We start from the raw sequence: 22695 nt of genomic DNA on the forward strand, positions 1-22695 counted from the left end.
AACCGTTGAAGACTGCACCAAATTAATGTTGCGCCAACCTGCTCGCGATCACGCTGTGTCAGTCACTCATGAAGTTTGGCTACAAACTGCTATCGCCAGCAGGCTCACTGCTACAGGCACCGTGTTCACTCCACAGGCAATCGCATGTCGTTGATCGAGCGAACCCGTACCACCTGCTCGCCGCGCGCCTTGGTTCGTCACTGTGGCTGGTCACACCGCTATGCCAAGCTGGAAGCCCGCGAGACCGCGCGCCTGGCCAGCGACTACACCTGTACCGCGAGACCTGGATGCGCCACGTCGCCTACGCGACAACCGGATCGCCGATGCCAAGCGTGATCGGCAATGGCAGCGAAACGCCTCGTCCTCTTCGCCTCCAGCACCTGATCATCCTGCTGGGCATCGACCGTGCTGGGCGCGTTGGAGCGGGCGGTGTCCTTGCTGCGCGGTATCGACGGCGGTAACAAGCCTCTCTCAAGGCATGTCGCAGATCAAAGTCGTCGTGCCTGGCGCTGGTCTCGCCACGCCTCCTCACGTTCAGTGGCGCACGCGCCAGGACAACTTTCGCCGTACCTGGGTGGGGGTTGGCACTGATGATCGGCGAGCGTCAGGCGTCCGAGCAGGAGCGCAAGGCGTCTGGATTACGGGCGGCGCGAGCTACTTCGATGGTGGCGAACCAGTTCAACTCTTGGCTGCGTCTCGACGCATCTTCGGCATGAGCATGCCGGCCAGGGTTTTCTCGTCAGCCCGGCCGTCCATGTTGATGAGCGCCGGTGCTGCTCGCAGTTCTCCGTATTGTCGCGACTTCATTGATGTTCTCGACGGTGATGGTCTATACCCTGACCGAGGGCTGTTGCCGAAGCGACGGAACAGGCTGCTCGATGAGTATCTCCGTTCTGGCGCGCGTCGATCCAGCGCCTGTCGACGATCGCCGCACGCCGGTCGGCAAGGCCATGAAGAGCAGGGCGGTTACAGACTCACCCGCCGGCGCTACAGCAACAGGCGCAGTCACCGGTTACGGCGCGCGGCACTGGCGGCCGATCAACAGTATCGAAGCGTTCCACCTGTTCGCCGTCGGCGTGCTGATGGCGCACACGACGGTACCGTGTAGCACGGTCTATCGATGCCCTGGCCGACCACCTTCGTCATGGCGCGGATTCATCTGGTTGTACTGGGCTCGATAAACCGTCCCGGCGCAGTCCGCGACGCGGCGGCTTCGGCTCATCCGCCTCTGTTATCTATGATTAGTTCTGAACTTTTAGAATGTTCGCTCAAACGCGGATGACGTGAAATCACAGCAAAAAGAAACCCGCACCGGCCGGGCTTCCTTCCTGCATCAAGTCGAACGACTGCTCGGCAGCTTCGCCGCAGCGATCCTCGATCAGCCTGAAGCTTCGGCAGCTTCGCGTCCTCCTTTTCCGCTGCGCTGCTTCACTCACCGCTGTCATGCTGCGAGCCGTCCAGATGTTGGTCGCACCCTGAAGCTCGCCCCGGATCTTCATCCAGCAGCGAGACCGAGGGAGCTGTCACATCAGGAGTGAGTCGTACGCATGGTCAGCGTTGATGGGCACCACTGCACCCAGTGGTCGCGGTAGGCGAAGTCCATCCTCAGAGCATAGTCGTTGGAGGAACGCGTGCTGGTCCGAACACCCCCGGGAAGGTCAGCGAGGGCATCGGTTGCCGAAACCTGCTTCGAAGCGCGCGACACGATCCTCCGCCTTGCGACTGTCAGGCCCAGGTTGAAGGCTACAGCGCCTCCAGCGAGGCTCACGCTACCTGGCGGTGACAGCGACAAATCGTCGGGAATCCACAGACCGGAGCGATTCATGGCGGCGCCATTACCGTCGATGGACATGTGCGGCATGTCAACGTCGCGCGTGCCGCCGGAGTCCGAAGTCTGCCCGACCTCGACCCGCGCAACTCCACCACATGCACGCCGAACCGGACAAGGATGCTCACCGGCTTCGTCGATGCGATCGGTCTACGACGATGCGCACCTCGGCCTGGTGGTTCGCCTATCAGGACGATCCTGACACACCGATTGCCCACGTGCTCGGCACGTTGACGCGCATGGGCAAGGGCATCAGGGGTGCTCAAGGCTTCGGCGGCAAAGAAGGAGAGGGGCAGCGAGCCACGACCGAACAACAGTCGGAAGCCCGCTCACGCTGAGGTGATGATGATCGTTACTGAAGCGATCTTGGATGCGGCTCGATCGGCATCGAACGCTCGCGGTCCGGCCATGAGCCGCTGTTGAAGCTGCCAGCGAACAAGGACAATATTGCAGACCTTTATCTGCCGCGATCGATGCGGGTGATTGCGGCTGGTTCAATTACCCGCTGCCGCTGATCCTGTTGATCTTCTCACTGGCGCACCGGGACGAAGATCATCCACTTCTCCCTCACCACCGCGGGCCGGCAGCTTCGGCGACACCTGGGCGAGTGTCAGGTCGCCGCTGAGGGCGACGTGTCGCCAACGTCGCCGTGACCGCCTGGAATACCGAAGCCAGCTCATTGCCACCGCCGACATTCATCGATGAGCCTCGAAACCGAACGTTGTCGATGAGTGGAACAACCTGCGCGACTGATCGGCGCGGCCAATGCCATCTGATCGGAAGTTCGACGACGATGTGTGGAACTGAAAAGGGAAACCTGGGCCTCCAGCAACCGAGGAAGAGTGCCCGCACCTCACGATCCACCGCCGCACCAACAAGGAAATCTTCCTCTTCGGAATTGATCGACGCCTCGACGCTGTCGACAAGGCCGCGCTTCGAGCTGGCCAAGCTGGAGTTGCTCGAAGGTGGCGTACTGACTGAAAATCCGTGTGAGCTTCGACAAGGACGCGAAGACCGTTATGCTCGAAGACAACGGCATCCGCATGAACGTCTGCTACGATGATCAACCACCTGGTACCATCGCTGAAATCGGTAATCGCCCCTATTTCATGAAGATCTTCTTGCGATCAGAGAGGATTCGCACTGATCGACGAGTTCGCGTCGAGTTCGACCCGCCTTCATCGTTGCTGAAAGTTGACGTGTACATGCTCGTTGCGCTGGTACCGGCCAGCGAGGTGTGCACTGGGTCGTTGAAAAGGCGAGGCGAGTTCGAAGTCGCGACTGTTCGACAAGCCACAGGCGCGGTACCCGCATCGTCTGCACCTGAATCCGGTCAACACGGTTCGCTGTATGGCTGGCGTCGCGCAACATCATCAAGAAGTACTCGATCACATCGGTGCTGCTGATCGAGCTGCTCGAAGAAAGCGGCCTGCCGCCGAAGGCGAAGAAGAGCCTGAACGAATGGAACGTCAACCGCGCCAGCGCCGTGATCTGTCCGCGCACGAGGGTGAAGGAAATCGAGGAAGACCAGGAGCTTCTACAACACATCGCCCTGATGACTTCGAAACCCGCTGGCCTGGTAGCCAGAACAAGGTCGAGGAGCCGAACAGAGCTGCTGCTGTACGTGCGTGCACTGTTCGACCTGTACCAGTGCGAACTAGTCGAAGCCCAGCTGTACGTGCAGCGTGTGTTCGTCATGGACCAGGCCGAACTGTTCTGGCCTGCTGTACCTGTGCTTCATCAAGGTGGTCGATTCAACGACCTGTCGCTGAACGTGTCGTGGAACCTGCAGAAGACCGATCATCGACCTGATGAAACCGTGCTACGAGTGTACTCGCACATGCTGCAAAATTCGGCGAATGAAGCCTGAGCAAGACAAGGGGCCTCTGGAAGAACTTCGGTCAGGTTATGAAGAAGTGCCGCGGAGAAGATCTTCGCCAACAAGGGAAAAAATCGCTGGCTTCCGCCGCGCTCCGGATCGACCAATGGGCGACGACGGCGAGCAGATCGTCGCGTTCGGCCACCAACCCGGCCGGCGCCAAGGAAAGGAAGTCGAGGACAAGATCTACTACTCGACCTGCGAACCTATGCGCAGGTCAAGAACAGCCGGACCTGGAAGTCTTCCGAAAGAAAGGCATCGAAGTGCTCGCCGCTGACGATCTGATCGACGAGCTGGTCGATGGAGCTACTGAGCTGATCGACGGCAAGACCTTCGTCGACGTGGCAATGCGGGTGATCTCGATCTGGAACCTGGACTCGGAAAGAAGGGCAAGAAGGCGGCAGAAGAAGTCGCCAGTCGAAGAAGGTCGTCGAGCGCCTGAAACCGCGCGGCGATCGTCGCCAAGGTCCGCGTTGATCGTCTGACCCGACCAGCGATCCGGCCATCGGCGAACAGGACCTGGGCCTGGATGCGCCAGACCCTCGAAGCCAGCGGCCAGAAGCTGGATCGAAGCTCGACTTCGAATGAACCTGAGCGACTGCTCATCGAGAAACTGACGGCTGAGCAGAACGCAGGGCGCTCCGGCGACCTGTCCACATCCTCTTCGATCAGGCCGCTCTGGCGGCTGCGAAGTCGAGACCGGCCGCTCAACGTGACCGTCGCAGCCGCTGGTTGAGCTGTTCAGCCGAACCACGTCAAGAAAACCTGCTTCGGCGGGTCTTCTTCATTCTGGCGTCGGGCATCCAGGTAGTCGAGAAATGGAGCCAGTCACCTACGTTCCGCTGATCAGCTTGATGGCGAGCCCTTCGAAGGTCGTCTGGCGTTCGACGCTGAGCACAAGGTGCACGCCCGGCCCTACCCACGGCGCCAACCGACGGCGTCGAGCGCTGGCGCGGAAGAAATTGTCAAAGTCAGTCGCGGCGAAGGGCTGACGCGGCGTCCACTGCCGACGTGTACTCGGTCAGGCTGCGTCCGCAAAACGCGGACCAGGCAGGCGCTGATCATGCCGTCGAGGCACGAGCGCGTACTGCTGCGCAAGCGCATGCAGGCGGCGCTCAGCCGGCAAAAGCAGGGCGAGGTGCGGTTGATACCTCGAAACTGGCGGTGTCGGCTTCTGCTTCGCGGTTGCTGCGCACTGGATCGGCGCGACGGGCGTGCCGGTGAGGCGGTGGCGCTGGTTCATGACGTGGCGGAATCGCCGAACCCGCAGACGCCAAGAACATCAAGGGCCGGGGCGCCTGCGCCATGCGCTGAGCCGATCCCTGTCGGCCGCGAGCAATTGCTGCATTCGAAGATGAGATGAACGCAGCGAACGTGGATCGGGTTGTGAGCCACGGCGGTGCGGTGCACTGTTCACCGATCCGCATGCCACGCGCCGGGCAAGACGATGTACGAACGCAGAGTCGCCAAGCGCGTGTTCAAGTCGATGCACTATTCTGCTGGATGAAGGTTCAAGGGCTGAGCGAAGCCCTCATCGGGAACGCGGCCCACCTGACCTTCTCTCTGCAAGGGCCGTGAGGGTCAGGTTAACGCGGCACTCGATCCGCTCGATTTCTCCGGGATCGTCGGCCATCTGCTTGCCCGATCTGCCGCCGTCTTCATCAATCGCCGCTGGATCGCGACAGTCTCCAACTCGATCTGCTGCGGCCGTCCAGCGCCGCGCCACCGAAGATGACCGCATGAACATCGCCGTTGCAAACAGACCATCTTCGCCTGTCGGCATCATCAGCGCATGCGTGTTCGATCACTTCACCGTTCAACTGGTGCATCGCCACTTTAACACATACACCGCCGCGTTCCGCGCTGGTGGGACCAGGAGCGTGGTCGCGGATCCGGATCTGCACTTCGGCGAACAGCGCGGAACAAGCACCGGCACCGCGATCGAGGGCAAGCCCTACCTGGGCAATCATGCGGATCTGTACGCCGAAGGCCACCGCTACGGCAGTTGCTGCTGCACAGTGGCTGCACGCCCGGACCTTGTCGCGTTCCTTGGCGAGGCCAATCATCTGCAAAGTGATTGTGAAGCTTCGTTCCGATGTCTTCCGGTGTGCGCTCGACGTGCGCATTGTACTGCCGGTGGTTATTCAGCCGACATCGCCTGTACCACCTGCGGTCTAGCTGTCCTCGCGCCGGAAACTGCCTTTAAACAAATAGTGAGTGTCTGAGAGAACGAATGTGCGGATGCTGTCGGGATATTCATGCCTTTGCCGTCGGACAACCGTTGAGCATGTGGTCGAAAAACACGAAAGGCCTGATGTGCGCACTTTGGCTGATGAACGGGCGAGATCGGTGGCCTTCGACGTCTTCGGCGCGCGGGCGGATGATCAGGTCGCGATCGATGGCGAGATTCCAGGCCGAGCGGGGTGATGCGAGAACAGGGCCGCCGCTGGAAGAGGTGATGACCGGCCGTCGAGTTGTGGGCGTGGGGGTTTCGATGGGTCATTCGCTGGTGGTCATCGAGCCGCGGATACGGCAGCGATCCGCTGACGCGCAGCAGCTCTTCACGCGCTGGCATCGGTGAGGATGCCTCGTAGGGGTGAGTGTCATGTGGCAGCACATATTCCGCCTTTCTGCTCGCTGTCGTCGTGTTGACCTCGACACCATGCGGTCAGCGGGATGTCTTCGCGTACATCTTCAGGGTCAAAGGCTCTCAGGCAACTGAAAGTGCGGCATCGAAAAAGAACCGCGCCGGCTTGGTGCTGAGCCTTCGCCACCGCAAGAGCTTCGGCACGCGTTGAACAATCCGCGGTCGTCCTATCTGTACGGTGTGAATGGAAACCTTCGGCCAGACGGTATTGACGGAACGGTCATGAACCTCATGGAGAGGAAGTCATTCCATCAAAGACCTTGGAGTGACAGAGGATTCCGACAGAGGCGTGTTCCACTTTCCTGCAGGACGAACCTTGTCGCCGCCGGGGTTGAGGCCGACGACGAACTGCCGGAGATCAACTGGTCCTTGTCCTCCGTTTCGTTGGTCCTGCTCGCTGGTATTCGCCGGCGCCGCCAGGTGCCGTGGATTACACCGACAGTGATGCGCAACTGCACCACGTGGCATTTTTCGAGGTAGACGTGGTACGGCGAAACTGCTGAACAGCGACGAAGGACAACTCGTCGAGCACGTGATGATTTCTGGTACTCCGGTCGCGAAGAAGCGGACTACGAGCTGAAGTGCCCGCGCCACTACGCCGGTGATGATGCTGACGCCATCGGGAACAGCGCCACGATGTGATCATCGCCGATGCGGTGCAAAAACTCGCCCCGGAGCAGCGCCGCTTCAATGATCTCGGGGTTCAATTGAACGACAAGAAACTCTGCTGCGTATTGAGCGCATGCTGATCCTATCCGGTGGCGGCAGGGCATCGGCCAGGTGTCACGCGTCACGACGATCTCATGGTGCTATTCGTGAGATGCGCGCGCCAACGATGAGGCGATGACGAAGATCATCACCTGGCGGAAAAACGATCCGCCGGTGATGCTGCATCTGAAGATCACCTCCAAAGCGTGAGAGAATCTGCTGTACCTGAAGGAAACGAACGTGATCATCTGCATACGCCGATCTGGCTGTATGTGGGGACGAAGCCGCTAAAAATCGATGGTACGAGACGCACTGAATTTCTGCCCACTGTCAGCCGACGTTGCTCGAAGGCGATCCGATCTGTTCGTCATTGTCGTGTGGAGCATGCTCACGCCGTACTGCTGGATGAGCAGGGCATACTATGTGCGGATGAAGCTGGCCTAGGAGAATAATCCGGAAGTGTCTTCATGTCGGTCCGCACGTTGTTGTACGATTCAACAACTTGCTGAGAGATGCACAGTTTCACGCCTCTTCTCTATGCCCTGCCCGAAGACGTCGCCGTAGTCGCTGCATAATCCTCCGGGCTATATCGCCGAACAGCGGCCAAGTCGTAAATCTCGCTGAAAATGTTATGCTCAATGTTTGAGTATCAGGCCTTTTTGATCACCTCTTCCCGTTGCACCAAATTTGCTGGCCCATACCTTCCAAAGCAACGAGCCGCAGGGTCGATGCAGGCTTCTGGAAGGAACGAGCGCAACGATATTGTTCAGCATCGCCGCGCGCCGGGCCGGGTTCGGCTTGGTGGTTCGAATGGCGTTCGCCTCGGCTTCTGCTGCAAATGTCGAACATGCGGCGCATCGATGAAGTCGATAACAATGGCCGCCGAGCGTCATGGCAGTGGCTGAGATGAAACCAGACATAGGCGCTGCGGGCGACGATGCCAGGAGGTCATCGCGATCCGCAACGCTTTTCCGCAACGTCGTGCTCGACGATCCGCGGGTACTCAGCGAGGCCGAGCAGCGCCACCACGTGCTGATCGGTGCCGCCGAGGTAGCGCAGCTGTTCCGACTGCTTCAAGGTCTGCGAGCAAGACCTGGGAGTTGCAGGCCAAGGTCATGCAGCCGCCGCGCAACGCGCGGAGGGCTCGCCGCCATCGAACCGCGACGAGTCCCTTGGCTCGATGACGGCGGCTACGAAGACCGGTCGAGCTGAACAAAGCAGAACGCCAAGTCGATCCAGGCGGCGCGACTGGTGTCGATCATCGCGGTCGTGGTCGGTCATTGTGTTCATGGCGCTGATCATCGGACTGGTGCTGCCGCCGACCCAAGCATCGCGCCGCTGCTCGGCGAGTCCCAGGGCGTCGCCGAAGCGGCGGCGGCGACGATTCGACCGGCGACATCAGCATCTCTGGGGGGAAAGGTACGAGCGGCGCCTGCTGCACGCGCTCTGAAAAGCATGCAACACAATCTTGTCATCATCTCCAACACTCCCAGCCGCTCCAGTCAACTGGCGTCGGCGCTGGGAGAGCTCGAGCCGCGCCACGAAGATGCGACGCCTGCGGCCTGCATCAGCAGAGCCTGCAAGATTGAACAGGCTGCGACGGCGGTGAATCAGACGACGCCGTGGAAGAGGTGCGAGCAATGCGGCGGCGACTCTCCGAGGTGTCGCGAGCCATCAGCAGCGCCAAGATGGTCCGCTGAACAAAGCCAGGGAACCGTTTCGTCGATCGAACGAATCGGCCGAAAGAATGTGACGAACACGCGTCGCAGGTCGAAGATCTGGCGCAGAAGGTTCATGGGATCAGCAAAGCGCTGGATGTGATCGTTCAATCGCTCAGACGCTGCGATTGAACGCCCGCCGATCGAAGCGGCGCGGGCGGTGATGCCGTACGCGGACCGCGGTAGTGGCCGACGAAGGTGCGGTGTTGGCCCATCGAACGCAGCAGTTAATGCAGCAGATCGAAGAGATGATCGTGGAATCGTAGGATCCGATCGGTGGGTCAATTCGAACGAGCAAAGACGTGCGCGCGCGTTCGACGCCTCAGTCAGCCAGTCGTTGGGCTGCACTCGAAGAGATTGCCTTGGGATCAACCTTATCAATGAGCGAATCTGTGAGAGCCAGTGCTTCGGAGGAAGCAGGCAGTGGTGGCGTGGGGGAAGGGTGGATCGTACTGATGAATATTGACCGGCGATGCAGACGTTCGGCGGGGTGAATGATGCGCCGGCGACCAGACGCCGTGGACGGTGAAGGGATTCTGGAACAGCATGGTGGCGAACTTCGGTTCGAAGTCGCCTTCCAAGCTCTTACTGAATCCTCTCCCGCAGGAAGAGGGACCGACCGTGCGACCTGCCTCCGGCATCTCGTTGACCGAAAACCGCCGGGCCAATCCATAATCGACTGATTCTTCCAGGTTGATACATAGCGTCAGACATTGGGTCAGTCTTTTCCTCGGGAGAGGGCTGTGAGGGGCAAGGCGGCACAAAAGCGGACGGAAACGACAGGTGAAAAGGCTCATTTTCGCGGGGCTTCTTTTGTGAGCGGGTGGATCAGTTGCCTTTGACAGCCTTGCTCGTCACTGTGTGGCTGGAGCATGATGTTGTACTCCTTGCCGTCGGTTTCAACTGTCGCAGATGAACCAGCAGGTACTCGAATCCTTGGCGAACCAGAGGACGGTGACGCTGCTTGTGTCGGATCCACGTGCTCGACCTTGATCCGATCGATCTGGCTGGCTTGTCTCTGTTTCCCAACCGAAGCACGCGGAAGTCATAGGAATCGACTTTACCGTCATCGACGACTCGACAGCTCATGGTCTGCTGGCTGGGCGCATGGTGCGGCAGCGCGAGTCCATAGGTGGACTGTCGACCATGCCAATGTCCAACGGCACCTTCACCGCGTCACTATGTCGTCGGCGCCGGTGCACGAGTCGTTGGTCGAGTCGAGTTCCAGATCGGCCTCTTCGTTCGCCCAGGCCGCCGCGCTCGAAGTGGAGGAACTGCGGCAGCAGCGGCTGTCCCTTGTCCAGCGTCAGGACCTTCTTCAGCCAGGCCGCGATCATCATCGCGGCCTTGGAGCTGAGTTTCCAGGTGCGCTGCTTCTGGTCAGGTGGCGCTCTGGCGGTGCGCCTCATGGCAACTGCTTCGAGTCGGCGGCGTAAGCGGCGGTAGAATGGTTGAAGGTCCGCAGCCTGCGCGAAGGGCAGGGCGAGCAGAGCGCAAGCGAAGAGCAGGGCGCGACGCAGACACTCCGAGGCGTCGAAATCGAAGCGGCCGTGGCCGAAGTAGCGGCCATCGAGAAAAGCACCGTGTCCACCGAGCGGCCAGCCGGCCTCGGAACCAGCGTACGGCGATCTCGGGTAGATCAGGTGTTCCTGAACGTGGACCTGCTGCGCGATACTGTGCGGCGTGTCGGTGCAGTCTCACCGGGATCATCTGCTGGTCACCAGCTGGTCGATCAGTTCTCGGTGACGAAATGCACGGCAGCCGATGTCGCTGTCGCCTGCCTCAAGCGCCCCGCTCATGAGTGTGTAACCTTGTATTCGGCAACAACGAGGGTGGAGGACCAGCAGGCTGACCTGGTAGTGGTGATGAACGGTGCTGCAGAAATGCGCACGACACCGGACAAGAACCACGAAGTTTGGGGTTGAATCGATCAGTTTGATCAGGGCAGCATCGTAAAGGCCTTGTGACCTTCGCAAACCTCTGCCCACCGAGCGAGCGGCGGCGAGACCCGCGCCGCTGGGCATGTTGTAGCGCAGGCGTTGGGCGTTGGAAATCATGCAAGCCGATGCGGAACTGGGCGTCCGCGGCCGCGTGCCGTCGATCAGAGCGGAAAGCTACTGCTGGTGCGGAACAAGAGCACCAGAAAGCATCACAGGTCTTGGGCATCAGCGAGCCTTGAAGGTCTTCAAGCTGAACCTGAGCCGGCGCCTTCGGCGGCTGATGGCGATCTGGCCGATGACCCAGCGTCCGCTGTGTCACGAGGTGTCCAGGGCGACTTCAACGTGCTCCGGAGCCATGAGATGGAGATGATGTCCTCAACGCCGAAGTTCAGCAGCGTGGTGCATCTCGGTCTCGTCGACGTCGCCTTCTCTTGCAGCCAGTCGAACACGGCAGGGCGAGTCGAAGCTGCTACGTCGACCACGGCCGCAGCGCCTTCGGCAATAACGCGCGCACGTTGTCGAGAGGCCGCCACCGGTGATGTGGCCATGGCTTTGTACCGCGCCGGTGCTCTTCGATCAGCTCCTGAACAGCGGCTTCACGTAGATGCGGTCGGGGCCATCAGCAGGTCGGTCAGTGAGTTGCCGTCGAGCTGGATGTTCTCGATGTTGGTGCTGGAAGACCTCAACGACCTGGCGGATCAGCGAGAGCGTCGGAGTGTGGCTTAACGACGGCAGGGCGATCAGGGTGACTGGTGGCGACTTTCGAGCCGTCGACGACTTCCTACTTCTCCACGACGCTGATGCAGAAGCGGGCCGAGGTCGAGTTTCGCCTTCTCGTAGATGCCGGCATTTCAGCGGTTTCGCCGCCGACCAGCGAGCAACGGACAGTTCGAGTGGCGCTGATGCCGTCAGGAACCTGGCAGCGGGTGTCGACATTCAGCTTCGCCGGTGGCGTAGTAGTCGAGGAAGAACAGTGGCTCAGTGCCGCACACGACGGACCGTCTACGCACATGGCGACCAGGTCGACGGCGCCGATGCTGCTGGCCTGGTCCAGGTTCAGCGCGAGACCAGCTTGGCGGTCCACCACCAGCGCCGGAAACCAGCACACACGCTTAGTGGGCGGCATTTCGCAGAGGGCGCTGAGTCGCCGAGGCCGCCGATCACTTCGGCGTGCAGTGCGCTCGGCGATGCTCTTGATGCGTTTTGATCAATGCCTTCACCGGTGTCCAATGCTCACACTGTAGGTCTTTAGCCAGGGAGGGTTGCTTGCTCATGATCCAGGCCTTTAGGGAGGGGATCGAGGGGAACGACCGAGTTCAGCGGGACGCTGATCCGACAGGGCTATTGCTCTTATGCGAAGTTCGGGCGCCCGGCTGTCGCCGGTCTGCGAAGGCGCGCGATTCTATCAGGCTCTGAGGGGCAGCGGCGATCCGCACTGATGGGGCAGAGCTATATCAGCGGAAATTTTTGCAATTGAGGCGTGCGGTGCTGGGAGAAGGTGGCTCAATTACCGTTCCATCCGTTACCACCTGCTGCAAACCGGTTGCCGCCGTGTGACGTTTCTGATGGTAGATTGTCAGAGCCTTGTGAACCTGAGTTTTATGTGGCTGTTCCAGCCTGCTCCTGTCCACGGGAATCTTCCACGGCGCCTCTTCTTAATCGTCGTCGCGGGCGTCGTTGAACGAGCCTGGGCGAAGTCATGCCGAAAACCTCAAAGGCCTGATCAGGTGCGTGAAGCCGTCCACGGTCAGGCGCTGAAGAACGTGATCGTGCTGATGAAAGCCGCGCTGGCAGATGTCGCGCCTGCGCTGACCGCGACATCGAGCGTGCAAATCGGGGTCCGGCCGCTATTCGCAACTATCCGGAGATCATCAGTCAGTTCGGTTTCGATGCTGGTACTCGCTGAAGGCGCTGAAGTCGATCTCGATCCGGGCCACCACCGAGCAGGCGCTGCGCCGTGCTGGTCGCTCCGTGGCGCCAGTTGTTCCTTGATCCGCAGCTGCGGGCGAATCGATTCCGTCGAGGCTCAAGGCGGTAGATGGTCAGGCCGGAGCCGCGCCTGTTGCGCACGCCGCCGAGCATCGCGGATCATCTCGTAGCCGTTCGCCGTGGCTGGATCCGCAGCCAGCAACGCGGTCATCCGCACCCGCGCTGGAAGGCACCGACCGCACTCACCGCGCGGCGCTTCGCAACGTTACAGCGCTGACGCTGTGGCGGGCGCACGCGCGTGAAGAGGTGGCAGTGCAGGCGACGGACTGCGGGCCGGGGATCAGAAAGAGGCCGGAGCGTGCAGGGCGCCGACCAGGCGGCGGTGGCCGACGCGGCGACGCTGGCGGTGGCCGAGCGTCTGGCACGGCGGTCCGCCGCCAAGCTGGCGCTCGCCGAACAGAACCTGGAGGCCAGGGATGAATCTGGAGCGCTACGTGACGTCGCTGCGGTTACTCGAGCCGTTCGGCGTGCGTCTGCAGTGTCGAAGGGTGATCGGATCCGCGTACGGCGACGGCAGTGCGCTGATCAGTCGCGCGCGCAATTGCTCATGGCGAAGTCGGCAGGGTTGCCGCTGAAGCGCGGCAGCCGGGTGCGGCGCCACAACCTGATGGCCGCCGGTGCAGCGCCGGTTGTCGCGGCGGCTTTTTGCACCTGCTGGTGCTGATCGTCGGGGTGGTTTTGCTGGGTCTTTGATAAGAACAACAGGAGCGGTACATGGCCGATTCGCGGCGTTGGTCCTGGTCGGTGGCAGCTCCTGCTCGCGCGTTTGTTCTGGTCGCGGCATCCGATCCTCATGCCGTTCTGGTGGCCTTGCCGCTGGCCATCTGTTCGATCCGTGTGGATCGTCTTGAGCGGCCGGCCTGTCGTGGGACCTGGCGAACCGCTGGTCCGCTGTTCACGCTGATCCAGACCCGCCGCTGGCGTCGGTGCCCATGCCGCCAACAGTTGCTCGGCGTTCCGTATGAACCGGCGCTGACGCTCGATGGGCTGCAACATGGTGTCGCCGTGGGCGCAGTTGAGCTGGGCCGTCAGACGGCTCTGGAAGTTCGACAAGGTCAAGGCGGCGATCAGCGAGCACATGGCAACGACGACATTGTCGGTGTGGCGCTGAGTCAGGCCACGGCTTCGAGCTGGTGCTCATCGGTCTGGCTGGGCGAATCTGGTGCTGATCTCCGTCGCTAAGCTTCTACCTGTCGCGATCTACGCGACGACGGCCAAGATCCGCAGCCTGTTGCGCGACCGCGAGGAGACCATCGCTTGCCGGCCGGTGAACGCCATGTAGGCGCTGGCCAACCGCGTGGTACCGCTGCAAACGCTGGCGCTGGGCGTGATCAATGCCGCGGTCGACGATCGTCGGCCTGGAACTGGTCCTGTTGATCGGCTTGATCGTGCGGGGCTGCGGCGATCGTGCCGTACATGGTCTCGTGATCGGGATCGGTGTGGCGCTGAATTGCCGGGTCGTCGACCGCGGGCCGAACTGCATCCGATGATCGGGATCGTCGTGTCACGGTCGGTCAACTCGAGGGTATGGGTGCTGACGCCGTGACTGGTCGGCGATCGCATTGGTCTGACCCCGGTCGCGGTGATCTTTGCCATCTTGCTGCGGCCGAACTGTTCTGGCTTCACCGGCGTGCCGCTGGCGCCGCTGGTCGCGGCGGTGATCATGGCGCTGGGTGCGCCATGCGGCACGACTGCAGGATTCTGATCGATAGTGGGCGTGACGGAGCCAGAGCTGTAGAGAGAGGCGAACCCGGCCGAAGCGCCGGGTTGCTGTGTCCGCAGGCCCGGCGCCAAAGAATCTGTCATAAAGCGTGTGTTAATGCAAACCTTCGACTTCGCTTGGATGTTGTATCGCGCGCCTTAGTTCACGGCAAACTTTGCAAACTTTACACAGAGGCCATGAACGGTTCTGCGAGAACTGTCTTCAACGAGCATGAAACCATTCAGCCGCCCACAGGCGTGCGCTGCGCTACGACGTCATCATCACCTACTACCCAGGCGCCAATGCCGCTGCACCGGCCACGTCGAGCGCGACGCCGAAGCTGATGCGCCCTGCAGATAGAAAAGCCTGACTCCAACCGCTGGCAAACACGGCGTAGGGGCGAAACGGCACCGTCTCGCAGGCGGCCTGCCTGCGTCTCCAGCAGACGGCTGAGCCTGCGGCGGCTGCCATGGGCCCGAACTCGATGATCGTGGTGTTGAAATCCTCGACATACCTGGAGCAGTACGACTGGTTCGCCTGGACGATCCGCAGGTGATCGCCGGCAAGGCGACCTGGAAGAGGTGATGCTCCATTGGTTCAATCGTCTGCGTGACAGTGGATCGGCGCCTGCTGATCGCCGCGTCGACTCCGCCGCGTGAGTCGCCTGGTCAAACTGGCGGACTGAAATCGTGCTCAACCCGGTGTTCGACTTCGATGCGTCCTTCCGATGAAGACAAATTGCGTGCGCGGAATCGCGCGATCCCGTCGTGCTGCACCTGACCGATGAGGTCGGCCACTTCATTTTGACGCGCGGGATCCGCAGCATCAGCGGCACCGCCTTGATGGCCCCGAACAACTTGATCAGGTCTTTGGCAGGCCGACGAGCTGATGTCATCCTTTGAAGAAACCGGGGGTGAGCCAAAACCGCTGAAACCTGCGGCTCGCAGTGGTTCCGCCATATTCAGGCGCTAGAAAATCTGCTTTCCTGCACGGTTGGCAGGCTGTGTATCGGTTCACGGGCTGAAGCGCTTAGATGTAAATGAGAAACCGAGAAGGTCACAAAAGGTCGATCGAATCTGCAAATGAGGTCATGAAGCGGATAGTCGCTTTTTTACAACGATCAGCGACTGGTCGTGTGCCATGCTAAATTGTTTGCACCTCTTGTGCCTTTCTACCCAAAACTCACGTCGTTCCAGTTGCGCTGTCATTCTCCAGTTCAGAAGAGCCTCAGAACCTGGAAATCTGCCACTTGCCGAGTCTTCGCCGCATTTACGAGGAAGAGCTGGAACACTGAAAGAGCTGTTGAACTTCAAGAAGCTGTATGAGCTGCTGGTCGGCCGACAGCATCGAAATGTGGGACGTCCCTATTCGGTACCGTTACTGTTTCTGGTGCACTCTCCTAAGCGGCTCCCATCGGAGTGGTTTTTATTTGGCCATCTGTTTGGCGAAGAAGCCGGATGAACCCGCCGTGGTCGATGAATGATCAACGTGCATGCCCGCTGGTTCCGCGAGCAACCTTGAGCCGGCCACTGCCGTCCTTCGCCATCAACGGTCGTCGCGGTCGTGCCAGTCACGCCGGGATCGACTGGGTGACAACGAGTTGATCCACTCCAGCAGTCGTTGCAGTGGTGGTGTTCGCATCGACAGCCTGGGCGACAGGAGGGAAAGCAACTTCATCGAAGCCAAGCGCGCCGGCGATGGCTCCGACGTGGTCCACGCCGAGCAGCTCCGTCGCCGCCACGTCCGTGGCGACCAACGCGCCAGCCGAGAGACTGAGACTCACAAGGTGAGTGAAGTCTCAATCGAAGTTTGTTGCATAGGCCAGAATCTGTATCATATCATGGCAGCAACCGCCTGCGTGTCTAGGCGGTACTTTTGTTTTTGGTCCATTGGCAGAAAGCGCAGCCAGATCAGGATGTTCGCTCGACCACCATGTTGGCCTGCCTTGCTCTCAATCTCCTTCTGGCGTAGCGCGGTCAGGGCGTGCGCCAGTCGCAGATCATCGCCCGCGCCTGTGGTGCGTGTGCAGTGTTCGGGACTCCTCCCAGCCACCTCGCCGTGAAGACGCGCCGTTCGGCGCCCTGGGCTGGAATCCACGTGATCGCGGCCGCAGACCACGGTACCGATTGCAGTGGTCCGACCGGCTTCGTTGACCGTGATGCGGCGGCATCAAGCCGCGTTCCACGCGAGAGATGATCGTGATGAGCGCCGACGTTCGGCAGCAGGTTATACGGTGACCCTACCTCCGCCGACCATGGTGTTCCCAGGTGAACCATGTGCATCCACGTCGGAGGGCGCTTCGTGCATGCGGCAACCGTGGTACGGTGAAGCTGGACAGCTGGTCGAAGGCGTATCGGCAGAAAAGCGTATCTGAGCGCCAGCGTGTTGCAACTGGAGCACCTGGCGCGTACCTGTGAGTTCAATGACTCACAATCCAATGCAGGAGAGCTGGCGGCGATAGCAGTCAATCAACAGCGACGTCGAAGATGACGCTGTCATCGCTGAGCAGGCCACTCAGCCGCTTTGGTTCAGGCAATGATTTGGCGAACGAGTCGCCAGATTCGTCGCCGATCATCGAGCCACGAGCAGGTCCCGCTGGTCGATCACGACGCCCACCGGGCGAACCTGAGCGTATTCTGACCTCGTCGAGGAGCTCTGGTCAGACATCACCTGAGGTTCTGTTGTCTGCCTGCGCTGAACGGGACAAAAATCACTCGACAGCCACTGTGCGGCTTGTGAGTCCATGACGTGTTGCCCATGAATGTGCTCTCCTCTGGCTGCGCGGCAGGCGATCGCCTGGTGAACGTCAGACCCAGCGAAGGCGGGCGCGCGCGGGGTGGACCGGCATAGTCGGGGGCGACGGCCCGGCCACGATCAAGGCTTCCGGCGGTTTCACGCGCCATCGACACGCCGCCCTGCAACAGCTGAATGGCGAGCCATAGCAACGAATGCCCTTGACCGAAGTGATGCTCGCACGCCAGGTCGCGACCCACTTCGGCGCACGCTGTCACCGCCGTCGCAGTGCGCCTGCTGGCGTGGGTCTCGAGGCCAGGCCGTTGGGGCTGCGGATGCCCGAGGCGAAGATCCGCGACGGCCAGTGGCGCGATCGACTCCACCGCTGCGCCGCCGATCCAGACCGTTCTCGCCGACGTTGCTGTTCGAGCCGATGGTGATGTACAGCTCGCTGTGCCTCGCGGCGATGACGTCTTTGGTCCAGCGGTGATTCAGCGTGCCGCCTGGAAGATCGGCGACCTTGATCGGGCCGGCGTCGATCTTGGTCGCGCCGGTACTTCGTAGCGGAGCGCAGCAGGCGATCGTGTCGCGCATACAGGCTCATCGCCCATCAGTGTCATGCGCCGAACGGCGAATCAGGTTCTTCTGGAATACTGTGCGGGTCTCCGCTACGCCGTCGTGATCGGCATTGCGCAGCAGGGTGACACGCTGGTTCGGCTCGGCAATGCCGGCACCGGCCTTGCCCATGACCTTCTTCATGACCCAGCCAACGACGCCGCCGCTGTCGTCCGGCTTCGGCCGGCGTCGGCTTCGGCGACCAGCACGTCACCATCTGGGCACGTAAAGCCAGCGCGGGATCATCGAGGCCTTCGGCAACGCGGCCACTGGGCGCCGGCCTGCAGCGGGACTGTTTGCCGCCGGCGGGCCAGCTGACCGCCGGAGCGATGTTCACTGTCGGGATCAGGGCTTGTTCGGTCGGGGTAGTTCCGGTGATGGGGCCGGTGCCGTCGGAAGACTCGCAGGTGACAGGATTCACCGCAGGGCGGTGAGCCCTCCGGCCAGGGCGATGACGAAAGCGAGTCGGGTCTCGTGATTACCGACCTCCTGATGAACGCATTCTGAATCATAGAGGAGCTGACGCGCTCGATGGTTCAACTGGAGGTAGTCATGGGCCCTTGAACAGCACGGCGACGCCCTGGGCCAGAACTCGCTGGCTTCGCTGCGCAGCTTCCGGTAGGCGCTGGCAAGTACGAGGCGACGCGAGGTGAAGGTTCTGCGTTGTAGATCGTCGACCATGCCTCCTGCACTCTTCAGGGGCTGGCGCCGGCGCCGGCCTTCTGCGGGGCGACGAACAGGGAGCCGAAGCCGCGCAGATCACGGCGAAGCCGATGCGTCTGGCGTCGCTGGCAATGTCCTGCAGGGCCTGGGCGACCAGGTCGAGGTTGTCGACCCGTGGTCAGCGCCGCGTGGCAGTGATGAAGGCGACCGTTAGTCCCGCTATAAACAGATCGGCGACGGTGTTGGCGCTGCGATCCTGCTGCCGTTCGCCGGCTGGGGGTGCGGCCAGCAAAATGATGTCGCTATCGAAGGCTGCTCGCTGAGCAACTCGAAGATCGGTGTCTCCGTCACGCTCGAGTAAGGCGTGCTCGCTGTCCGTGATGGCGTCGGAACGGTCGAGACAGTCGAACGAGTGTTCAAGCACGGGCCAGGATTCCAGGGCGCGGGTCGCTGATGATCATGCCTCTGGATTGTCATCATCGATCGTCGGCGATGGCTTTTCCGGGGAAAGCATGGCTCTTCGATACCACTTGTATCAGTGTGCACATATTGGTGTCAGAGATCCATCATCAGTCATTCGATCCATGTCCCCTTTAATTGTATGCTCCACCCCAATCTTTTAACCCTTCGTGGTCGTTCCAGGTGCTTGTGACCCCGTCCACAGAGCCAACAGGGAAGCCGGTGAATCTGTCTTCGTGCGAAGAGCTCATCATAATCCCGTGCTGCCCCGGAACGGCAATGAGCAAGCTGCGCCTCTGAGCCACTGCCTCCACAGAGCGGGAAGGCGTGAGCGAGGCGCATCGCTGCTCATGAGCCCGGAGACCGGCCTGATCCATCGAGCGCATCGACGTGGCGATGCCAGGCCTTTCGCCGTCATCCGCGCCTGCGCCGTATTCAGCCTGAACGGGAAGCTCCCCCACCACGAATTCCCTGAGGTGATGAACGTCATCTGGCGCGCATGCAGCGAAGCTGTGATCGACGAGCTGATCGCTCGGCGCCTGATGAAGCGCGGTCTGGGCGCCGGCCTGCTGACCGGCAAACGGCAAGGCAAAAGCAGTTCGGCGTTCGGCATGCTGCTGATGGGCGATGGCATGCAGTGCGGCGTGGCGCAGTTCATCAGGGCGAAATAGTACTGCGAAGATGTTTTTCGCCGCTTCCTGAGCAAGTGGCGGGCTTTCACGCGCACGGGCGAGGGTCTTCATGGAAACCTATCGTCAGCGTGATATCGTGCCGCCGAAGCGGTGCTGGAAGGTTCGCCAGCCGTTGCGCGATCCGTTGATCGGCCTGGTGGCGCGGCGGATGAATCGAACATCGCCCTCAAGCACGGCCAACCTCGACCTCGATCGGGTACTGAGCGAACTGCAGGGCGTGTCCGCCAGAACGCAGCATGTGGTCACCTCGCCGAGCCAGTGGTGAGCAAATGATCATGGGTGACACGTCACCGAAATGGGCATGTCAAACATGCCTTCGAGGGCGGCATCAAAGCGCAGAAAGGCGTCGAACTTCGAACGAGCCATGTCACTGCCCGGCGGCGTCGATCGCTGCGCGGCTCCGGGTCAGGCAAAGACCAACCGTCACTGCTGCGCCGCGCGTTCTGCATCGTACCAGGCGCAAGGCGCGCGTCTTCAAGTGCGGCCTGGGACTTCTTGATCCCATGATTCTCAGTGTGTCATGGTGCGCCGGTGATCAACTGGACATGTGGATGGTCGGGCGAGAGGGACAGTTGCGCTTCCGCTGTGGAAGCCTTGCCGAGGCCGATTGATCTGATCGAAGGTGCGACTAAACTTATCCAACGGCACGCCATCAAGCGCCGACCGCGCGGCATCGTTGTACTTGGCGTGATCGACGAAACTGCGCAACGGCGCAGACCTTCGGCGCGCTGCGCTGGGCCTGGCCAAGTATCAACTGTATCTACTGTTGCTGCGTGCTGGCCGAACTGGTGTCGCAACTCCTGCGTTATGTGCAATTGCTCGAAGGCAGCCTCTACCGAAGGCCTGGCGCTGGTACGGCGTGCTTTCCCGCGAAACGGGACCGAGTTGCCGAGCCGGCACCTTGACCTGGTGCAGGCCAGCGACCAATGACCTGGACCGTGTTCTGATGTGTGCGAAGCATTTGGCCAGCAGTTGCGAGGTAGCGCTGTCATCTGCCGTGGGAATTGCTGGCGCTGAGCGATCACCGCCGAACCATTGCTCGAAGGCGTGCGCATCGCCGTCGCCGACGAAGCTGGTCCGCCATCCTACGGCGCCAGCCTCGACACCTGTTGCGGCGATGGGCGCCTGAGTTCAAAGTCTCGCCGCACCCGGCCACGCAATTGCCGAGGCCGACAGCCGCACCGCTGTGGTTACCTGGAACCGGCACCAGATGAGGTCGTTGAAGATGGCACGCTGATGTGATCCGCGCACCATGCGGTCAGCCGTTGCTCGCCGAAATGCGGCGGCATGCCGATCCTGCTGATCCGACGATGTCGAAGGCCGCCGTGCCGAACTGCTGGCTGCTGCGCGGCGACGTGGTGACGTAATGCTCCGGCGGGACTGGTGCTGCAAGCGGTGGAACTGGCCGGAAGGTTCGTCGCGCGGCGACACCTATCATCATCGCTCGACGACGACGCGACACCGATCGCCGGTGGCTGAGCCGAACGGCGGGACGCGGGCCGAGTGCTCTATCGCGAGGCGGGATGACGGCTTCGACGTGCACTTCTACTTCCTTCTGTTCGACCTGCTGCGCGACCGCCGCATCCGTTCGGCGCTGATCGTGACGCCGCCTTCGCGAAGCTGTTCGACAGGGACCGCGTTCGTAAGCAACTGTTCACGTGGAGCTGAGCCGCTGAAGAGGCCATGAACTGAATGCATCTCAACGAAGGCGAGCGTGAAGCGCTGATCGAGCGATCGCCGAACGCTGCGACACGGCGCCACTTTACTGGTGGCACGGTCGTACTGGAGCTGTTGCGCCGAACGATTGGAGGTCGCCCATCAGGGCGCCGAGCGTCGGTCCGACGAGCCGTGGCGCTCGACCGCATCAGTGACCACCTTGCGTGGGGCAGATCGAGCAAACGTGGAAGAAACGTACCGCACCTGCCGAAGCCCTGGCCAAGCGCAGCGATGAAGTCTTCATGAAGCTCAGGTCGAAGGCATCAACGTACTGCGCCGAGGCGATACAGGCGCTGATGGACCAGATCGCGACCTCCGGTTGCTGCACATCGCCGGGATGGATGGCCTCGTCGTCCGTGATCCAGAACCTGTGGCTGCTGCTTGTGCTGAAGGGCCTGGGCATGGCTGGTGTCGCTGTTCGTACCGCAGGCCTGGCCGATCCGCTGGGATCTGCTGGCTGGGGGCCAGCCGCTGGGCGGTGTCGCGTCTGGCGGTCAGGGACATCATCTGGTACCGACGCTGGTCCTCGAAGGGGTGGCGCAGGCGCGTCGCTGACGAACTCGCCGTTCCAACCGGGAGTGAGTCAATGAGCGTGGCGTTGTTGAGTGTCGCCGCCGTGGCGCTGGATGCGCCGCTGGGCGAACTGAACGCTGGCACCGCCGGCGGCGTTCGGCAAATTCCGCCGGGCGCATCGAGCAATGTTTCAATGCGGGGCGGGCGGCGGCGGCGGAGCCACGGGGCGACCGCGCCGGCCAATCGCCGTGCCCCGCTATGCTGCTCGCCACGCGTTTCCTGGTGCGCGCGGCCGTCGAAGACTTCGGCGCCGTACGGCGCCCTCGGCATGCGCAGCTCTGGCGAACATGTCGAGCCGTAGCGAAAGCCGCGCAGCGACGACTGGGAAGAGGCGCGCAAGCGCGTCGGCGATCCGGCCAAGCCGCCAGACCTGCGGCAACTGGAGCAACTGCGCGGCTCGCGCTGCGACCGAATCGGGGCGCTGGAAAATGGCAGCGATGTGTGTTCGCCGCGCTGTTCGTTGATCGTCGCCGTGCGCTGGGCGCTGTTTATCGTTCAGCAAGAGCGCCCTCGACGCGACGCGGGCCATGAAACGACGCTTCGAGCGTGCGGGTTGGGCGGTGGCGAACTCGACGACGTCTCAAGTTACATCCCGCGCGTCTGGTGGCGTTGACCGTACGCGCTGCGCCGGGGATACCGACTTGGCCTGGAAGTGTGGCGTAGCCAGTGCGCCCAGTGGACAGCCGACGCTGGCCCGGTCACGGCCGTGCGGCGCTGGCGCGCTGGGCGTGGAGCTGGGCGGCCTGCGACTGAACCACGGCGAACTGCACGAGCGTCGACAACTGGCGAAGGTGTGCCTGCTGATGATGATTCCATTGATCGTGGCTGCAATT

The 22695-nt window shown here is 61.7% G+C and carries 19 protein-coding genes, 7 pseudogenes and 1 riboswitch; of the genes and pseudogenes, 18 read left to right on the forward strand and 8 right to left on the reverse strand.

Features of this window, described 5'->3' with window-relative positions:
- Window positions 1–144 precede the first annotated feature (144 nt).
- From ACXX9E_RS29710 to ACXX9E_RS29740, 7 genes and pseudogenes are all read left to right on the forward strand, one after another.
- Window positions 145–845: pseudogene (locus tag ACXX9E_RS29710) on the forward strand (DUF599 family protein); the annotation flags it as partial.
- Window positions 846–1789: 944 nt separating this feature from the next.
- Window positions 1790–2166, forward strand: a pseudogene (locus ACXX9E_RS29715) (hypothetical protein); the annotation flags it as partial.
- A 1058-nt stretch (window positions 2167–3224) separates the two neighbouring features.
- Complete coding sequence (locus tag ACXX9E_RS29720; RefSeq protein ID WP_458556774.1) at window positions 3225–3698, forward strand: hypothetical protein; 474 nt, start codon at window positions 3225–3227, stop codon at window positions 3696–3698.
- A 38-nt stretch (window positions 3699–3736) separates the two neighbouring features.
- The gene (locus ACXX9E_RS29725; RefSeq protein ID WP_458556775.1) at window positions 3737–4192 is read left to right on the forward strand and encodes a hypothetical protein; all 456 of its coding nucleotides are present in this window, start codon (window positions 3737–3739) and stop codon (window positions 4190–4192) included.
- A 44-nt stretch (window positions 4193–4236) separates the two neighbouring features.
- Window positions 4237–4443: a hypothetical protein gene (locus ACXX9E_RS29730; protein WP_458556776.1), complete on the forward strand. Its 207-nt coding sequence runs from the start codon at window positions 4237–4239 to the stop codon at window positions 4441–4443.
- 327 nt (window positions 4444–4770) lie between these two features.
- Window positions 4771–5070, forward strand: a complete 300-nt coding sequence (locus tag ACXX9E_RS29735; RefSeq protein WP_458556777.1) for a hypothetical protein — start codon at window positions 4771–4773, stop codon at window positions 5068–5070.
- A 376-nt stretch (window positions 5071–5446) separates the two neighbouring features.
- Entirely contained in the window at window positions 5447–5932 is a 486-nt protein-coding gene (locus ACXX9E_RS29740; protein ID WP_458556778.1) for a hypothetical protein, read from the forward strand.
- Between the two features lie 1015 nt (window positions 5933–6947).
- Here ACXX9E_RS29740 and ACXX9E_RS29745 read toward each other — a convergent pair.
- The 3 genes from ACXX9E_RS29745 to ACXX9E_RS29755 form a co-directional block, all read right to left on the reverse strand.
- Window positions 6948–7148 carry a hypothetical protein gene (locus tag ACXX9E_RS29745; protein ID WP_458556779.1) on the reverse strand — a complete coding sequence of 67 codons (201 nt, stop codon included), beginning with the start codon at window positions 7146–7148 and terminating at the stop codon, window positions 6948–6950.
- A 549-nt stretch (window positions 7149–7697) separates the two neighbouring features.
- Window positions 7698–7982, reverse strand: a complete 285-nt coding sequence (locus ACXX9E_RS29750; protein ID WP_458556780.1) for a hypothetical protein — start codon at window positions 7980–7982, stop codon at window positions 7698–7700.
- A 28-nt stretch (window positions 7983–8010) separates the two neighbouring features.
- Complete coding sequence (locus ACXX9E_RS29755; RefSeq protein WP_458556781.1) at window positions 8011–8139, reverse strand: hypothetical protein; 129 nt, start codon at window positions 8137–8139, stop codon at window positions 8011–8013.
- Between the two features lie 174 nt (window positions 8140–8313).
- Between ACXX9E_RS29755 and ACXX9E_RS29760 the strand changes: the two genes are divergently transcribed.
- A complete protein-coding gene (locus ACXX9E_RS29760) occupies window positions 8314–8883 on the forward strand; it encodes a hypothetical protein (protein WP_458556782.1) in 570 nt (189 codons plus the stop codon).
- Between the two features lie 725 nt (window positions 8884–9608).
- Here the strand turns inward: ACXX9E_RS29760 and ACXX9E_RS29765 are convergent.
- Window positions 9609–10300, reverse strand: a pseudogene (locus ACXX9E_RS29765) (DUF3108 domain-containing protein).
- Between ACXX9E_RS29765 and ACXX9E_RS29770 the strand changes: the two are divergent.
- Window positions 10232–10705 carry a hypothetical protein gene (locus ACXX9E_RS29770; RefSeq protein ID WP_458556783.1) on the forward strand — a complete coding sequence of 158 codons (474 nt, stop codon included), beginning with the start codon at window positions 10232–10234 and terminating at the stop codon, window positions 10703–10705. The pseudogene ACXX9E_RS29765 and the gene ACXX9E_RS29770 overlap by 69 nt on opposite strands.
- Window positions 10706–11010: 305 nt before the next feature.
- Here the strand turns inward: ACXX9E_RS29770 and ACXX9E_RS29775 are convergent.
- Window positions 11011–11994 (reverse strand): annotated as a pseudogene (locus tag ACXX9E_RS29775) (AIR synthase-related protein); the annotation flags it as partial.
- Window positions 11995–12758: 764 nt separating this feature from the next.
- On the opposite strand from ACXX9E_RS29775, the gene ACXX9E_RS29780 reads away from it, so the two are divergent.
- The 5 genes and pseudogenes from ACXX9E_RS29780 to ACXX9E_RS29800 form a co-directional block, all read left to right on the forward strand.
- Window positions 12759–12926, forward strand: coding sequence for a hypothetical protein (locus ACXX9E_RS29780; RefSeq protein ID WP_458556784.1), 168 nt, complete (start codon window positions 12759–12761; stop codon window positions 12924–12926).
- A gap of 81 nt (window positions 12927–13007) precedes the next feature.
- Entirely contained in the window at window positions 13008–13373 is a 366-nt protein-coding gene (locus tag ACXX9E_RS29785; RefSeq protein WP_458556785.1) for a hypothetical protein, read from the forward strand.
- Between the two features lie 50 nt (window positions 13374–13423).
- Window positions 13424–13891, forward strand: a complete 468-nt coding sequence (locus ACXX9E_RS29790; RefSeq protein ID WP_458556786.1) for a hypothetical protein — start codon at window positions 13424–13426, stop codon at window positions 13889–13891.
- 400 nt (window positions 13892–14291) lie between these two features.
- A complete protein-coding gene (locus ACXX9E_RS29795) occupies window positions 14292–14414 on the forward strand; it encodes a hypothetical protein (protein ID WP_458556787.1) in 123 nt (40 codons plus the stop codon).
- 1535 nt (window positions 14415–15949) lie between these two features.
- Window positions 15950–16120 (forward strand): annotated as a pseudogene (locus tag ACXX9E_RS29800) (peptidase P60); the annotation flags it as partial.
- Between the two features lie 1624 nt (window positions 16121–17744).
- Here ACXX9E_RS29800 and ACXX9E_RS29805 read toward each other — a convergent pair.
- Window positions 17745–17903 carry a hypothetical protein gene (locus ACXX9E_RS29805; RefSeq protein ID WP_458556788.1) on the reverse strand — a complete coding sequence of 53 codons (159 nt, stop codon included), beginning with the start codon at window positions 17901–17903 and terminating at the stop codon, window positions 17745–17747.
- Between the two features lie 697 nt (window positions 17904–18600).
- Complete coding sequence (locus ACXX9E_RS29810) at window positions 18601–18846, reverse strand: hypothetical protein (RefSeq protein WP_458556789.1); 246 nt, start codon at window positions 18844–18846, stop codon at window positions 18601–18603.
- Between the two features lie 198 nt (window positions 18847–19044).
- Window positions 19045–19267, forward strand: a riboswitch (cobalamin riboswitch).
- A 113-nt stretch (window positions 19268–19380) separates the two neighbouring features.
- Here ACXX9E_RS29810 and ACXX9E_RS29815 point away from each other — a divergent pair.
- Window positions 19381–19927: pseudogene (locus tag ACXX9E_RS29815) on the forward strand (cob(I)yrinic acid a,c-diamide adenosyltransferase); the annotation flags it as partial.
- 884 nt (window positions 19928–20811) lie between these two features.
- The gene (locus tag ACXX9E_RS29820) at window positions 20812–20940 is read left to right on the forward strand and encodes a hypothetical protein (protein ID WP_458556790.1); all 129 of its coding nucleotides are present in this window, start codon (window positions 20812–20814) and stop codon (window positions 20938–20940) included.
- A gap of 497 nt (window positions 20941–21437) precedes the next feature.
- Here ACXX9E_RS29820 and ACXX9E_RS29825 read toward each other — a convergent pair whose 3' ends face one another.
- Window positions 21438–21692, reverse strand: coding sequence for a hypothetical protein (locus tag ACXX9E_RS29825; RefSeq protein ID WP_458556791.1), 255 nt, complete (start codon window positions 21690–21692; stop codon window positions 21438–21440).
- 5 nt (window positions 21693–21697) lie between these two features.
- Here ACXX9E_RS29825 and ACXX9E_RS29830 point away from each other — a divergent pair, with 5 nt between their 5' ends.
- The gene (locus ACXX9E_RS29830; protein ID WP_458556792.1) at window positions 21698–21844 is read left to right on the forward strand and encodes a hypothetical protein; all 147 of its coding nucleotides are present in this window, start codon (window positions 21698–21700) and stop codon (window positions 21842–21844) included.
- 545 nt (window positions 21845–22389) lie between these two features.
- Window positions 22390–22695: pseudogene (locus tag ACXX9E_RS29835) on the forward strand (hypothetical protein); the annotation flags it as partial.

The sequence above is a fragment of the Pseudomonas sp. GNP014 genome, assembly GCF_054344005.1.

Excerpts from the sequence above, each read along its gene's own strand:
- ACXX9E_RS29725 (WP_458556775.1), top strand. The coding sequence starts at position 3,737 with ATGAAGAAGTGCCGCGGAGAAGATCTTCGCCAACAAGGGAAAAAATCG.
- ACXX9E_RS29730 (WP_458556776.1), top strand. The coding sequence starts at position 4,237 with ATGCGCCAGACCCTCGAAGCCAGCGGCCAGAAGCTGGATCGAAGCTCG.
- ACXX9E_RS29735 (WP_458556777.1), top strand. The coding sequence starts at position 4,771 with ATGCCGTCGAGGCACGAGCGCGTACTGCTGCGCAAGCGCATGCAGGCG.
- ACXX9E_RS29740 (WP_458556778.1), top strand. The coding sequence starts at position 5,447 with ATGAACATCGCCGTTGCAAACAGACCATCTTCGCCTGTCGGCATCATC.
- ACXX9E_RS29750 (WP_458556780.1), bottom strand. The coding sequence starts at position 7,982 with ATGTCTGGTTTCATCTCAGCCACTGCCATGACGCTCGGCGGCCATTGT.
- ACXX9E_RS29780 (WP_458556784.1), top strand. The coding sequence starts at position 12,759 with ATGGTCAGGCCGGAGCCGCGCCTGTTGCGCACGCCGCCGAGCATCGCG.
- ACXX9E_RS29790 (WP_458556786.1), top strand. The coding sequence starts at position 13,424 with ATGGCCGATTCGCGGCGTTGGTCCTGGTCGGTGGCAGCTCCTGCTCGC.
- ACXX9E_RS29805 (WP_458556788.1), bottom strand. The coding sequence starts at position 17,903 with ATGAAGAAGGTCATGGGCAAGGCCGGTGCCGGCATTGCCGAGCCGAAC.
- ACXX9E_RS29825 (WP_458556791.1), bottom strand. The coding sequence starts at position 21,692 with ATGCCCAGGCCCTTCAGCACAAGCAGCAGCCACAGGTTCTGGATCACG.